This is a genomic window from Marinobacter sp. bablab_jr003 (assembly GCF_016464245.1).
Taxonomy (GTDB): domain Bacteria; phylum Pseudomonadota; class Gammaproteobacteria; order Pseudomonadales; family Oleiphilaceae; genus Marinobacter; species Marinobacter vinifirmus.
On the sequence record NZ_JADARC010000039.1, the window covers coordinates 14,523 to 28,470 of the forward strand.

15 protein-coding genes are annotated in these 13,948 nt (G+C 60.0%); 2 read left to right on the forward strand and 13 right to left on the reverse strand.

Features of this window, described 5'->3' with window-relative positions; genetic code table 11:
* Positions 1 to 134: 134 nt before the first annotated feature.
* The 4 genes from H3Z84_RS04210 to gpmM form a co-directional block, all read right to left on the reverse strand.
* Complete coding sequence (locus tag H3Z84_RS04210; RefSeq protein ID WP_206768825.1) at positions 135 to 923, reverse strand: divergent polysaccharide deacetylase family protein; 789 nt, start codon at positions 921 to 923, stop codon at positions 135 to 137.
* A 26-nt stretch (positions 924 to 949) separates the two neighbouring features.
* The gene (locus tag H3Z84_RS04215; protein ID WP_199456527.1) at positions 950 to 2,350 is read right to left on the reverse strand and encodes a S41 family peptidase; all 1,401 of its coding nucleotides are present in this window, start codon (positions 2,348 to 2,350) and stop codon (positions 950 to 952) included.
* Between the two features lie 103 nt (positions 2,351 to 2,453).
* Positions 2,454 to 3,554, reverse strand: a complete 1,101-nt coding sequence (locus H3Z84_RS04220) for a murein hydrolase activator EnvC family protein (protein ID WP_199456716.1) — start codon at positions 3,552 to 3,554, stop codon at positions 2,454 to 2,456.
* Between the two features lie 56 nt (positions 3,555 to 3,610).
* Positions 3,611 to 5,158, reverse strand: coding sequence for a 2,3-bisphosphoglycerate-independent phosphoglycerate mutase (gene gpmM / locus H3Z84_RS04225; protein WP_199456717.1), 1,548 nt, complete (start codon positions 5,156 to 5,158; stop codon positions 3,611 to 3,613).
* A gap of 225 nt (positions 5,159 to 5,383) precedes the next feature.
* Between gpmM and H3Z84_RS04230 the strand changes: the two genes are divergently transcribed.
* Both H3Z84_RS04230 and secB read left to right on the forward strand, forming a co-directional pair.
* Positions 5,384 to 5,800, forward strand: coding sequence for a rhodanese-like domain-containing protein (locus H3Z84_RS04230; protein WP_022989281.1), 417 nt, complete (start codon positions 5,384 to 5,386; stop codon positions 5,798 to 5,800).
* Positions 5,801 to 5,931: 131 nt separating this feature from the next.
* Positions 5,932 to 6,429 (forward strand): protein-export chaperone SecB, encoded by a 498-nt coding sequence (gene secB, locus H3Z84_RS04235; RefSeq protein ID WP_022989282.1) that lies wholly within the window; start codon positions 5,932 to 5,934, stop codon positions 6,427 to 6,429.
* Positions 6,430 to 6,505: 76 nt separating this feature from the next.
* Here the strand turns inward: secB and trmL are convergent, their stop codons facing one another.
* From trmL to sufD, 9 genes are all read right to left on the reverse strand, one after another.
* A complete protein-coding gene (trmL, locus tag H3Z84_RS04240; RefSeq protein WP_199456534.1) occupies positions 6,506 to 6,970 on the reverse strand; it encodes a tRNA (uridine(34)/cytosine(34)/5-carboxymethylaminomethyluridine(34)-2'-O)-methyltransferase TrmL in 465 nt (154 codons plus the stop codon).
* Positions 6,971 to 6,975: 5 nt separating this feature from the next.
* Positions 6,976 to 8,154: an acetyl-CoA C-acetyltransferase gene (locus H3Z84_RS04245; RefSeq protein ID WP_199456536.1), complete on the reverse strand. Its 1,179-nt coding sequence runs from the start codon at positions 8,152 to 8,154 to the stop codon at positions 6,976 to 6,978.
* Between the two features lie 188 nt (positions 8,155 to 8,342).
* Positions 8,343 to 8,867: an SDR family NAD(P)-dependent oxidoreductase gene (locus H3Z84_RS04250; RefSeq protein ID WP_228285703.1), complete on the reverse strand. Its 525-nt coding sequence runs from the start codon at positions 8,865 to 8,867 to the stop codon at positions 8,343 to 8,345.
* Positions 8,868 to 8,877: 10 nt separating this feature from the next.
* Positions 8,878 to 9,996 (reverse strand): multifunctional CCA tRNA nucleotidyl transferase/2'3'-cyclic phosphodiesterase/2'nucleotidase/phosphatase, encoded by a 1,119-nt coding sequence (locus tag H3Z84_RS04255; protein WP_199456538.1) that lies wholly within the window; start codon positions 9,994 to 9,996, stop codon positions 8,878 to 8,880.
* A gap of 24 nt (positions 9,997 to 10,020) precedes the next feature.
* The gene (locus tag H3Z84_RS04260) at positions 10,021 to 10,479 is read right to left on the reverse strand and encodes a SufE family protein (RefSeq protein ID WP_022989287.1); all 459 of its coding nucleotides are present in this window, start codon (positions 10,477 to 10,479) and stop codon (positions 10,021 to 10,023) included.
* Positions 10,476 to 11,018, reverse strand: coding sequence for a putative Fe-S cluster assembly protein SufT (sufT, locus tag H3Z84_RS04265; RefSeq protein WP_022989288.1), 543 nt, complete (start codon positions 11,016 to 11,018; stop codon positions 10,476 to 10,478). Before sufT ends, H3Z84_RS04260 begins: the two co-directional genes overlap by 4 nt.
* Before the next feature lie 18 nt (positions 11,019 to 11,036).
* Entirely contained in the window at positions 11,037 to 11,393 is a 357-nt protein-coding gene (locus H3Z84_RS04270; protein WP_022989289.1) for a HesB/IscA family protein, read from the reverse strand.
* Between the two features lie 12 nt (positions 11,394 to 11,405).
* Positions 11,406 to 12,659 (reverse strand): aminotransferase class V-fold PLP-dependent enzyme, encoded by a 1,254-nt coding sequence (locus H3Z84_RS04275; RefSeq protein WP_199456540.1) that lies wholly within the window; start codon positions 12,657 to 12,659, stop codon positions 11,406 to 11,408.
* 5 nt (positions 12,660 to 12,664) lie between these two features.
* On the reverse strand, positions 12,665 to 13,948 hold the full coding sequence (gene sufD / locus H3Z84_RS04280) for a Fe-S cluster assembly protein SufD (RefSeq protein WP_199456541.1): 1,284 nt from the start codon (positions 13,946 to 13,948) through the stop codon (positions 12,665 to 12,667).

Genomic DNA, 13,948 nt, shown 5'->3' on the forward strand with positions numbered 1-13,948 from the left:
ACGAACAAAGATTAACGACTGAATAACTAGAATTTCTTTGTCTTTAATTTCGTGTTCTTTCGTGGATTTCGTGGCCAAAGAGTCCTTATCTTTTGCTTTTTTCCGTGTCCTTCCGTGGATTCCGTGGCAAAAACCTAGTCCTTATCACTCCGAGCTACGGAAAGCACCACCGGCTGTTTCTCCCCTTCCGCAAACATCTCCCTATTGCCATTACGCATGGCCCACACGCCCCGTACGGTGGCAATGGCAATTCCCTGTTCATCCAGCTCCGGTAAGTGCTTTTCCAGGTAGTCCACGGTCACCTTGTGCGGATGGCCGATGCCGATAGCGGTGCCCTTTTCCTTAGCGGTTTTGATCAGTTCCTTGAATTGCTGATCCACAAACTCCTCAGTCTGTTCGTGGTCCAGGAACACATCCCGGGTCAGGCTCGGGATTTTGTAGGCATCGGCCACGCTGCCAGCGATAGAGTTGGCGATGGTGCGGCTGTCTACGAAGTACACCGGGTACTTGTTGAGTTCTTTCATCACCCAGTCCATGGGTTGAAGCTGCTGGGTCAGCAGGCTGCCCATGTGGTTGTTCACGCCCACCACGTGGGGGATGGACTGCAGGGAGCGCCGCAGGGTGGTGGCCATGGTGCCTTCGTCCATGTCCGGGGTCAGGCCACCGGGGCCAAGCCCGAAGTTGCGGGTGTTGGCCATGGGCGCGTGCAGCATGATCTCTTTCTGTTTCTTGTGGGCCAGCTTGGCCAGCGGCACGGTATGGCGCCGGAAAGGCAGGAACGCCAGCGTCAGCGGTTGTTCCATCCGGGCCAGGCGTTCACCTTCGTGAAGGTTGTGGCCCATGTCATCAATGATGATGGCGATGGTGGGCGGCTGGTGCTCTGCCGGCTGGGCGGCCACAAAAGGGCTCAGCGCCAGTAGCATTACCCGGAGCAGGGTCGTTCTGAGTTTCACTGATCTTTGCCCTGCTGGCCGCTGTCGCCCTTGCGGTTAAGAATGCGCATGCCTTTAAGCAAATTCAGGGCGGAGCGCAGCTGGTAGTCACGGTTGGCGGCAGACTGCTCCGCTTCGGCTTGCTGCTTGCGCTCTTCCTTCGCTTTTTCTTCGTTCTCGCCGGTCAGGTGGCCGGTCAGGTCTGCCTCTGTGAAGAACGGGCGGCTGTCCAGCTCGGTCAGCTCAGCCGGGCGCACCTCGATATCCGGTTTGATACCGGTAGCCTGAATGGAGCGGCCGTCGGGGGTGAAATAGCGAGCTGTGGTCATCTTGATGGCATGGGTTTCATCCAGCGGGATGACTGTTTGCACGCTGCCCTTGCCGAAGGACTGGGTGCCCATGATCACCGCACGCTCGTGGTCCTGCAGGGCGCCGGCCAGGATTTCGGAAGCCGAGGCGGAGCCGCCGTTAATCAGCACCACAATCGGGGTGTCGGCCATCACATCGCCCGGCTTGGCGCTAAAGCGCAGCCTTGAGCTCTGGATGCGCCCCTCGGTGTAGACAATCAGGCCTTCATCAATCAGCGCATCGGCGGTTTCTACGGCAGCCTGAAGCACGCCGCCCGGGTTGTTGCGAAGGTCGATCACCAGGCCGTCCAGGTCGCTGCCATGCTCATCTTTCAGATCATTCAGGGCTTTGAGGAACTGTTTACCGGTTTCCGCCTGGAACTGGGTAATGCGCACATAGCCGTAACCGTTTTCAATCATCCGGGATTTGATGCTGGTTACCTTGATGATATCGCGGGTTACATCAATCTCGATCGGCGCGGTTTCGCCTTCGCGCATGATGGTCAGCGTGAGTACCGAGCCGGGCTTGCCGCGCATCAGGTTGACGGCTTCTTCCAGCGACATGCCCTTCACCGGTTTTTCATCCAGCTTGATAATCAGGTCGCCGGCCTGCACGCCCGCCTTCTGGGCCGGGGTGTCGTCGATGGGGGAAATGACTTTCACAAAGCCGTTTTCCATGCCCACTTCAATGCCCAGGCCACCAAACTCGCCGGAGGTGCTTTCTTCCAGCTCTTCGTAGTCTTTCGGGGCCAGGTAGGTGGAGTGCGGGTCCAGGTCTGAGAGCATGCCCTTGATGGCGCTTTCCAGCAGCTCGCTGTCGGAAACTTCTTCTACGTAGGCGTCTTTGATGCGGGCGAACACTTCAGTGAACTTGCGCAGGTCTTCCAGCGGCAGTTGTTCTTCCGGGTCCGGCAGTTTCAGTTCTACCCGCTCGCCGTCCTGGATACCTTCGATGATGTCCCGGCTTTGGGCATCCTGGGCCAGGGCGAGTCCGGGCAGGGTAAACAAACAGGTCGCAAGGGTAAGGCTGCGAAGTTGTGAGATCTGGAGTTTGCCGGTGACTCGTTTCATCCACATATCCTGTTTTGTTTCCAATAGTTGGACTAATTTCCTGATTTCGACAGTATGGCGTTCGCGGCGCCGTTTGTCAGCCCTTTGCGTCGGGGGACAAAACTCAGGGCTTGCCCAGCCAGCGGCGGGGGTTGACCGGCTTTCCGTTCTGGCGAACTTCGAAGTAGACCGCCGGGTCTTCGGTGCCGCCGGTGCGGCCGGAAAGGGCAATGGTTTCACCGGCCCGAACCCAGTCGCCGGGTGCGGTGAACAGGCTGCTGCTATGGCCGTACAGGGTCATGTAGCCATCGCCGTGATCGATAATGGTCATCAGCCCGAAACCCCGCAACCAGTTGGCGAAGACCACGCGGCCATAGTGTACGGCAGTGACTTCCGCGTTTTCTGCCGTGTTCATGATCAGGCCGCTGCGGCGCAATTTGCCGTCAGCATAGGCTGCGCCGTAGTTGGTGACCACGCGGCCCTTGGCGGGCCAGGGCAGTTTGTCCCGCAGTGACTTGAACGGGCGGGATTCGTTGGGAGAGGGGATGTTGGCGATGGCCTGCTGCACTTCTTCCAGCAGCTGCTCAAGGCGTTTGCGGTCAGTTTCCAGGTCGTCCCGCTCACTGCGCCGGCTGCGGATGTCCTGCTTCAGGGCGGCCAGGGTTTGTTCCCGCTGGGCTTTGCTTTGCGTCAGTTGCTGCTGGCGTTGTTCCAGGTCTGCTTCGGTCTTTGCCAGTTCCACCCGCGATGCCTGCACCGCGGCCCGGGCCTGTTTCAGCTCCTGGAGGCTCTTCTGGAAGGCTTGAAGGCGCTCGACGGTGTCGTTGCTGAGGTATTCGTAGTAGGTGAGGGTTCGGGCAATCTGGCCCGGTTCTATTTCGTTCAGCAGGATTTTCAGGGCCGGGGCGTCGCCTTCCATCCAGGCGGCGCGAATCTGCGTTTTCAGGCCTTCCCGTTGTGATTCCAGGGTGTCGGCCAACTGGCGTTCCTGCGTTCGCAGTTCATCCAGGCGCTGTTGTTGCTGATCGGCTTTCTCGCGCAGTTCCCGGCGCTCACGGGTCAGCTGGCTGATTCTTTGCTCGGTACGGGCCAGTTGCTGCTCCAGGCTGGAGCGGTCTTTCTCGGCATCTTTCAGCCATTCATCAATGCTGGCAATGCGCTTTTTCAGCGCCTCCACCTGTTCGGGGGTTACGTCATCCCGGGCATGCAGTGGCGTGGCTCCCAGAACGAGAGCCAGCGCCAGTGCGAGGACATACTTCAAGGTATCTGCCTTAAGCCGGATCAGTTGATCTCGGCCAGGCTGTGCCCGGACATTTCCTGAGGTTGCTGCAGCCCCATCAGTGTCAGCAGGGTGGGTGCGATATCGCAGAGGCTGCCGTCGTCTTTAAGGTTGACGTTGCGATGGCCGGTATAAACCAGCGGCACCGGTCCAATGGTGTGGGAGGTGTGAACCTGGCCGGATTTCGGGTCCGTCATCTGCTCGCAGTTGCCGTGGTCGGCGGTGATCAGGGCTTCGCCGCCTACTTCGTCCAGCGCTTCCACAACTCGCTGTACGCACTGGTCCAGACACTCGGCGGCCTTGACGGCGGCGTCCATCTTACCGGTATGGCCAACCATGTCGCCGTTGGCGTAGTTGCACACGATCAGGTCGTATTTGCCGCTCTTGATGGCTTCTACCAGCTTGTCGGTTACTTCCGGCGCGCTCATTTCCGGCTGCAGGTCGTAGGTGGCTACTTTGGGGGAGGGCACCAGAATGCGGTCTTCGCCTTCAAACGGGGTTTCCAGGCCGCCATTGAAGAAGAAGGTCACGTGGGCGTACTTCTCGGTTTCGGCAATGCGCAGCTGGGTCTTGCCTTGGCTGGCCATGTATTCGCCAAGGCCGTTGGCCAGTTGCTCGGGCGGATAGGCGCAGGAGGTTTTGATGTCTGCGGCGTATTCGGTGAGCATCACGAAATCGGCCAGTTCCGGGTGCTTGCGGCGATCGAAGCCGTCGAACTCCGGCTCCACGAAGGTGCGGGTCATTTCCCGGGCGCGGTCGGCACGGAAGTTCATGAACAGCACGGAATCGCCATCGTTGATGGTGCCTTCTGGCTGGCCTTCGGCGCGGATGTGGGTGGCTTTTACAAACTCGTCGTTCTCGCCACGCTCGTAGGCCTGGTCCAGTGCGGTTACCGGGTCGTCACAGGTGAACTCGGCTTCGCCCAGGGTCATGGCGTTATAGGCGGCTTCTACGCGGTCCCAGCGGTTGTCCCGGTCCATGGCGAAGTAGCGGCCAACAATGGTGGCTACCCGGCCTACGCCCAGGCTCTTCATCCTGGCGGCGGCTTTTTCCAGGGACGGGCGGGCGCTGCGCGGGGGCATGTCGCGGCCGTCCAGGAAGGCGTGGATATAGACTTCCTTGGCGCCACGGGCTGCGGCCAGTTCCGCTGCTGCCAGCATATGGTCTTCGTGGCTGTGAACGCCGCCCGGAGACAGCAGGCCCATGATGTGAACGGCCTTGCCATTGGCTACGGCTTTATCGATGGCGTTGCACAGGGCTTCGTTGCTCTGGAACTTGCCGTCTTCGAGGTCTTTGTCGATACGGGTCAGGCTCTGGTACACCACCCGGCCGGCGCCGAGGTTCATGTGGCCTACTTCCGAGTTACCCATCTGGCCCTGCGGCAGGCCTACAAACATGCCTGAAGTGTTGATGAGGGTCTTCGGCTGATTCTGCCAGAGCTTGTCCCAGAATGGAGTGCGGGCGTTGGAGATGGCGTTGTCTGCAGCTGGGTCACGGTGGCCCCAGCCGTCGAGAATAATCAGTGCAGTGGGCTTGCGCGTGTCGGTCATCATGTCGTCCGGTTGGTTGCGAAAACAGATTGCAAGGGAGTCGTGGTAAAAGTGGGGCAGATTGTAACCGTTTTCATTTGTGCAGGCCACGCGCGCAGCGCCAAGGCTTTGCATGGCCCTGATGCACTGTTGCTATAAAGGAGGCCCCTGGCGCGTGCCACTTGCCTTCTTTGAGCCGTCAGGGGTGTGTATAATCCCGCCAAATCAAATTTTCAGGGTAGTTTCATGGATCGCTTGTTCGAATTCGTTGTTAACCACTACATTCTGGTTTCTGTTTTTGTGGCGCTGCTGCTGGCGCTTCTGGTGCTGGAGTCGCGCCGTGGTGGTGCCAAGATTTCCGCCCAGGGTGCGGTGTCTCTGATCAACAAAGACGAAGCCGTAGTGGTGGATATCCGTGACCGCAAAGACTTCGGCGAAGGTCGTATTACCGGTTCCCTGAACATTCCCCTCAGTGGCATCAAGGGCCGTGCCAACGAACTGAGCAAGCACAAAGACAAGCAGATTATCGTGGTCGACAAGATGGGCCAGCACTCTGCAATGGCGGTCAAGTACCTGAAGGAAGAAGGCTTTACCAACGTGGTGCGCCTGAACGGTGGTATCGCCGACTGGAAAGCCAGCAACCTTCCGCTGGTGAAAAAGTAACAGGGCTTGATCTGATTGCCGATCTGAAGCACTGTTTCACATTACCTGCCGGGGCCTGTGTTTAGACTGTTCCGGCACACGTGACTATAACAACGGGCTGCGCCCGACCTACGAAAACGAAAGGACTGATCATGGCTGAGAACCAGCAAGCCGCAGGCAACGAAAACCAGAACCAACCCCAGTTCGCCCTTCAGCGCATCTATGTGAAGGACCTGTCTTTTGAATCACCCAACTCGCCGCTGGTATTCCAGGAGCAGTGGAAGCCGCAGGTGAACCTGGACCTGAACACCGCCCACAACAAGCTCAGCGACAACCAGTACGAAGTGGTTCTGTCCCTGACGGTTACCGCCAAGGTAGGTGAGAAGGTGGCCTATATTGTTGAAATCCAGCAGGCGGGCGTGTTCCTGGTAGCCGGTATTGAAGGTGCCCAGCTGGGCCAGATGCTCGGCGCCTACTGCCCGAACATCCTGTTCCCGTACGCCCGCGAGGCCATCGACGCTACCGTTAACCGTGGCAGCTTCCCGGCACTGATGCTGGCACCGGTGAACTTCGATGCCATCTACGCCCAGGCGCTCAAGCGCAAGCAGGAAGAAGCCGCAGGCGAAGCGAAGGAAGAGCAGACGCACTGATTGCTGCCGTCGTTCTTCGAAGCATAAAAAAACCGGCCAGCGCCGGTTTTTTTATGCCTGCAAACTTTTGCCCGTGCTACACCGCCCCGGGAAAACCCAGCTGGCGCCAGGCTTCATAAACCACCAGTGCGGTGGTGTTGGACAGGTTCAGGCTGCGGCTTTGTGGTTGCATGGGCACCCGCAGCCGGTGCTCCGGTGGCAGGGCTTCCCGCACATCAACAGGCAGGCCCCGGGTTTCCGGGCCGAACATCAGGTAGTCACCATCCTCGAAGGCCACTTCGTGGTACTGCCGTGAACCCTTGGTGGTGAGACCGAACAACCGAGCTGGCTGTTCGGTTTCCAGGAAGCTGGCGTAATCCGGATGGACCTTTACCGTGGCGTACTCGCTGTAATCCAGCCCGGCCCGGCGCATCTGCTTGTCCTCCAGGGAGAAGCCCAAAGGTTCAATCAGGTGCAGCTGGCAGCCGGTGTTGGCGCAGAGCCGGATGATGTTGCCAGTATTTGGCGGTATCTCCGGCTCATAGAGTACAACGTGCAGCACGTGGCTTAGCGTTCCACGGCCAGGGCTACACCCATGCCACCACCAATGCACAGGGTGGCCAGGCCTTTCTTGGCGTCGCGGCGTGCCATTTCGTGCAGCAGGCTAACCAGGATGCGACAGCCGGAAGCGCCAATCGGGTGGCCGATGGCAATGGCGCCGCCATTCACGTTCACCTTGTCGGTATCCCAGCCCATATCCCGGTTTACAGAGATCGCTTGGGCTGCGAAGGCTTCGTTGGCTTCAACCAGGTCCAGGTCTGCGGCGCTCCAGCCGGCCCGCTCCAGGCAACGCTGGCTGGCGGGAATGGGGCCGGTGCCCATGATGGTGGGGTCTACACCTGCATTGGCGTGGGCCTTGATGGTGGCGAGCGGAGTCAGGCCCAGCTCCCGGGCTTTATCGGCACTGCACACCAGAACAGCAGCAGCGCCATCGTTCAGGGATGACGCGTTGCCCGCGGTTACCGAGCCGTCTTTCTTGAAGGCCGGGCGCAGTTTGGCCAGGCTGTCACTGGTAACGCCATCGCGGGGGCATTCGTCTTTAGCGACCACAATCGGGTGGCCCTTACGCTGGGGAATGCTGACCGGAACGATCTGGCCGTCAAAGTAGCCGGCGTTCTGGGCCGCGACCGCCTTTTGCTGGGAGGCGGCGGCAAAGGCGTCCTGCTCTTCACGGCTGATACCGTACTTTTCGACAATGTTTTCGGCAGTGATACCCATGTGGTAATCGTTGAAGGCATCCCACAGGCCGTCGTTCACCATGGTGTCGATCATGCTCCAGTTACCCATGCGCTGGCCGTTGCGGCTGTTGGGGAGCACGTGCGGGGCCTGGCTCATGCTTTCCTGGCCGCCGGCAATCACCACTTCGGCGTCGCCACACTGGATGCTCTGCACGGCCATATGAACCGCCTTCAGGCCCGAGCCACACACCTTGTTGATGGTGATGGCCGGTACCGAGGTGGGCAGGCCGGCGTTGATGGCCGCCTGGCGGGCCGGGTTCTGGCCGCAACCGGCGGTGAGTACCTGGCCGAGAATGACCTCACCCACCTGCTCGCCGGCGATGCCGGTTTCTTCCATCAGGGCCTTGATAACGGCAGTACCGAGCTGGTCAGCACGCAGGCTGGACAAGCCACCACCAAAACTGCCGACAGCGGTACGTTTTGCGGCAACGATCACGACATCACGCATGGGAAATCTCCGTTGTAGTGGGCAGGCTCGGAACAGGCCCGCCTCGTATGGAATAGATGGGGGGCATTGTAGCGGTAAAGCGTCGGGGCGCCAAAGCCACCATGGTCGGGTAGTGGCTGTGGGCGGTTTACATGTTCAGGCTACGGCCACCGTCAACGCTGATAATCTGGCCGGTTACGAAGGGGGCATCACACATCAGCCAGGTCCTTGGCCCAGGAGCGGGTGAGGGCGGCGAGGCCGGCCTTGCTGGCGCAGTACAGCGGGTGGTCCTTGAGGGGCTTTTCGCTGTAGATGTCGATCAGGTTCACCACCGCACCGGAGCTTTTCTTGAGGGCCGGCAGGCAGTGCTGGAGCAGGAAGAAGGGGGCTTTCAGGTTGGCGCCCATAATTTCTTGCCAGTCGTCCTCGGTGGCGCTTTTCGTGGGGTTGGGGTAGAACACCGACGCGTTGTTCACCAGCCCGTCCAGTCGCTGCCAGTGCTCGCAGGCGGTTTTTGCCAGGCGGGCGAGGTCTTCAGGATTGGTCAGGTCGGCCTGTGCCGAGGTGGCGGAGTCTGCCCGTTCCCGGTTCAGTTTGTCGATCAGTTGCCGGGCCTGTTCCTGCCGGCTCCGGTAATGGATGACCACATTCCAGCCCCGGCCATGGAGGGTTTCGGCAGTGTGGGCGCCCAGGCGGTGGGCAGCACCGGTGATCAGAGCAACGGGAGGGGCCATAACGACGTCCTCAGGATGATGGATTCAGTACCCGGGTGATACGCGCCAGCCGCTCATTCCGGATTGCTTCGCCGAGCTCTTTGCCCTTGAAGCCCTGTTTCAGCAAGTCCTGCGGATTTACACTGGTAGCTTCTCCTGCAGCGGCCTGCAGCTGCTTCAGAAGGCTTTGTTGTGCCTGCGGGAGCGTGCAGGCCAGTGTTTCGAGCAGGGCATCGAAGCGTTCGCTGCGGCGCCACAGGTCTGCGGTATCCAGCAGTTCCAGGATCTCTTCCGAAGAAAGGCTGTCTGCAGGGTGTCGGGACAGCTCGGCCATAAACCGGCATACCAGCCGGCTCATATCCCGGCAATCATTGGGGCTTTTCATGGCCTTTGCCCGGGTAATGGCCAGCTCTTCAGGCACGGCACCTAGCAGGGCGGCAAAGCGCTGGGCGGTGTTGCCCTGCTGGTGGTGAATGCACGCCAGGGCCTTAACGCTGGCCCGGAACACGGATGCATCCTCCAGCTCTGGAATCAGGACCGCCAGGGCTCCGAGTTCCCGAAGGACTTCGAAAAATACGGTGGGCGCATTTTCGTGCAGGGCCCGCTGGATTTCCTGCCATACCCGTTCCGGCACCAGGTGTTCCAGTTCGCCATCGGCAATCATCTGGCGCATCAGGGCCATGGTTTCAGGGCAGATGCTGAAACCCAGCGGATGCAGGCGGGCGGCAAAGCGGGCGGTGCGCAGAATGCGCAGGGGGTCTTCGGCAAAGGCTTCGGACACATGGCGCAGGGTTTTGTGCTCAAGATCGGCATGGCCGTCGAACGGGTCCACCAGCTGGCCGTCTTCAGCCTGCGCCATGGCGTTGATGGTCAGGTCCCGGCGCTTGAGGTCTTCCTCCAGGGTAACGTCCGGCGCGCTGTACACGGAAAAACCGTGGTAGCCGCGGCCCTGTTTGCGCTCAGTGCGGGCCAGGGCATATTCCTCGCCGGTTTTCGGGTGCAGGAACACCGGGAAGTCGGCACCCACCTGCTTGAAGCCCCGCGCCTTCATCTGCTTCGGTGTGGCGCCAACCACCACCCAGTCCCGGTCTTTGACCTTCAGGCCCAACAGTTGGTCACGAACGGCGCCGCCTACCAGATAGGTTTGCATGGGAAACCCTGTGTTTAAGCCGGCTCAGACTGCTTCTGTGGCTGCAATATCACGGATCTTGCCAACCATGGCACGCAGGCCGTTGCCGCGTGTGGGAGAGATGTGGCGGAACAGGTCGAGTTGCTCGAACAGTTCGTCGATATCGGTGGCGAGCAGGTCGCGGGGTGTCTTGCCGTTCAGGGCCACCAGGATGATGGCGGCCAGGCCGCGCACGATGATGGCGTCGGAGTCGATCAGCAGGAACAGTTTGCCGCTGTCTTCATCGTAATGATGAATCAGCCAGACCTGGCTCTGGCAGCCGTGCACGTAGTTCTCTTCAATGCGGGCCTCATCCGGAAACGCCGGCAGCTGTTTGCCCAGGTCCACGATGTAGGCGTAGCGTTCTTCCCAGTCATCCAGGAATTCGAAGGCGTCCAGAACGTCTTCCAGAGTGGTCTTGGTACCGAGAGGGTTCTCGAGAAATTGTTCCTTGCTGGCGGTCATAGCATTCCCAGTTCAAGCTTGGCTTCGTCGGTGAGCATATCGTTGTTCCAGGGCGGATCAAAGGTGAGGTCTACGGTCACTTTGTCCACGTTGGGCACATGCTCCACCTTGGTTTGTACATCGTTGGTGATGACCGGCCCCATGCCGCAGCCAGCCGCGGTGAGGGTCATCTTGATGTACACGTGGTTGCCGTCTTCGGTGCCGTTCTGGATCTGGCAGTCGTAGATCAGGCCCAGATCCACCACGTTCACCGGAATTTCCGGGTCGTAGCAGTTACGCAGGGCTTCCCACACCTGGTTTTCGTTCACCGTGCCGTCTTCCGGGGTCTCGAAGCTGCTTTCCAGGGGCTGTTTGCCCAAGGCATCGGCGTCGTGGCCTTCAATCCGGGCCAGGTTGCCGTTCACCGCCACGGTAAAGGTGCCACCGAGGGACTGGGTGATGGTCACGAAGGTATCCGACGGAATCATGATTTCCGTACCGGAAGGCACCAGCCGGGCTTCCACTTCGCGCTTTGTCAGTACGACTTCCCGTTCTTGCATGCTCAGTAAGACCTCTATTCAAGCCACCGTAAAACTCTCGCCGCACCCGCATTCCGCCGTGGCGTTGGGGTTGCGGAAGCGGAACAGGGAGTTCACGCCTTCGGTGACAAAGTCAATTTCAATGCCGTTTACCAGGGGCAGGTGTTCCTGCTTTACGTACACATCCACGCCGTCGATGGTAAAAATGCGGTCGTCGGATTCGGGGGTCTCTACCCACTGGGTTTCGTATTTGAAGCCGGAGCAGCCACTCTTTTTGATGGCCAGGCGAATGCCCCTGGCTTCCGGTTTCTTGTCCAGTTGTTTGCGAACGTGTTTGACCGCTGTCGGGGTCATGGTCACGTTCACGGTGTTCGGGGTGAAGACTTCGGCTGTCATGTTTCCACCTCCTCAGGCAAACAGGCGCTGGATCTTCTGCAGGCCGGTGAATAATTTCTCGACCTCTTCCAGCGTATTGTAGAACGCAAATGAAGCCCGGGCTGTACCGGGTACTCCGTAGAAATCCATCAGCGGCATGGCGCAATGATGGCCGGTGCGGATGGCAATGCCTTGCTGGTCCAGCAGGGTGCCGATGTCGCTGGGGTGCAGGCCGGCGATCTTGAACGACATCACCGGCACTTTCTGTTTCGCGGTGCCGATGATTTCCATGCCGGGTACCGTTTCTACCAGTGCGTTGGCGCGGGCCAGCAGGGCGTTTTCGGCGGCTTCCATGGCCTTGCGGTCCAGGCTGTCCAGGTAGTTGATGGCTGCCGCCAGGCCAACCGCTTCGGCGATGGCAGGTGTGCCGGCTTCAAATTTGTAGGGCAGCACGTTCCAGGTGGTACGTTCAAACGACACCCGCTCGATCATCTCGCCGCCACCCTGGTACGGAGGCATCTCTTCCAGCAGTTCAGCGCGGCCATACAGCACACCAATACCGGTGGGGCCAAACAGTTTGTGGGAAGAGAACACGTAGAAATCGCAGCCCAGTGCCTGCACATCCGGCTTGAAGTGGGGCACGGCCTGGGCACCGTCGATCAGGGTGATCACGCCCTGTTTCTTCGCCTGCTCGATCAGCGGCGCGATCGGGTTTACCGTTCCCAGCACGTTGGATACGTGGGTGAGGGCCAGTACCCGGGTGCGTTCATTCAGCAGGCTGTTGAAAGATTCCCGGTCCAGCTCGCCTTCAGGGGTTACCTGTACAGGAATTACCCGGGCGCCGGTACGCTCGGCCACCATCTGCCAGGGCACGATGTTGGCGTGGTGCTCCATATGGCTGACCAGGATTTCGTCGCCGGCTTTCAGGCGCGGGGCCAGGCCGTTGGCCACGAGGTTGATGGCTTCTGTGGTGCCGCGGGTCCAGATAACCTCTTTGGTGCTGGGGGCGTTCAGGAAGTGGCGCACCACTTCCCGGGCACCTTCAAAGGCGGTCGTGGCCCGGTCGCCCAGGGTGTGGGCACCCCGGTGCACGTTGGAGTGCATTTCCCGATAGTAACGGTCCATGGCATCCAGCACGGCGACGGGCTTCTGGGCCGAGGCGCCGTTGTCCAGATACACCAGAGGCTTCCCGTTGATTTCCTGTGCCAGGATCGGGAAGTCGCGGCGGATGCTTTCCACATCAAACGCCGGCGAGGTGGTGTTGGTTGCCACAGACAGATCGGTCATGCCGCTCAGGCCTCCTGAAAGGTTTGATCGAAGAAGTCATTCAACCGCGCCTGGGCGGTGTCGCGCACGGCTTCTACCGGAATCTGCTCGACCAGCTCGTTGATGAATGCCATGGTCAGCAATACGTTGGCCTGCCGGCGACCGATGCCTCGGGAAACCAGGTAGAACACGGAAGTTTCATCCAGCTGGCCAATGGTAGCTCCGTGGGCGCACTTGACGTCATCCGCGTAGATTTCCAGCTCCGGCTTGGTGTCGATCTCAGCACCGTTGGAGAGCAGCAGGTTCTTGTTGTTCATATCCGCGTTGGACTTCTGGGCGTCCTGGTGGATATGAATCCGGCCATTGAACACTGCGTGGGACTGGTCCGCAGCAATGTTGCGGTAGGTCTCTTCGCTGTTGCAGTGGGCGGCTACGTGGTCAATGGAGGTGTGGTTGTCGTAGTGCTGTTTACCCTGGGTAACCACCACGCCATTGAGCTTGGTTTCCGCGCCTTCGCCTTCCAGGCGAACCTGCAGGTCGTGCCGGCGCAGCGGGCCGCCGAAGCCTACGCAGTGGCTCTCGAAGCGGGAGTTGCGCTGTTGCAGTACGCCGGTAGCGCCAATGTGCTGCACGGTTTCGCCTTCCATGGTCAGGCGAATGCTGGTGATGTTGGCGCCATCAGCCAGCTGGAATTCGGTAACGGTATCAACCAGGGCCGCAGAATCGCCTTCGGAGACGTAGGCTTCCACCAGCGTCATCTGGCTGTTGGTGCCGGCCTCGACAAAAATGCGCGGGAAGGCAGAGCCATTCTGGGTGGCCGCGGTTTCATGGAGAATAAACAGTGGCTTGTCCAGCACGGTGTTAGCGGCCAGGCGGATCAGCAGGCCGTCTTCAAAGCGGGCGCTGTTGATCTGGGCAAACTGGGTTTGCTCAGCATCGAGGGTGCTGCCCAGTTTCTGCGCCAGGGCGCTGGCGTCGTCCGCACCCAGGTCGCTGAAGTGTTGAACGGTGATGCCGCCCTGGTCCGGGTACTGGCTGTCGGCGCGGTTGATTGCACCGTTGTTGAGCACAATCCGGTAACCGGGTACGTCCAGGCTGCTGGCCTTTTCGGTAGCCGGCAGCGTGGCGGCCATGTCTTCGGTCAGCTTCAGGTACTTGCTGGAGTATTTCCAGTTTTCGGTTTTCCGGGTCGGCATGGGCATGTCTGCCAGTGCTGCAGCCCGCTCGTTACGCACTGCCAGCAAAGGTTCCGGCAGGGATTGCCCGGCCGGCTGCAGGAAAGCGCCGGAAAGCATAGGTACAGATTTCAT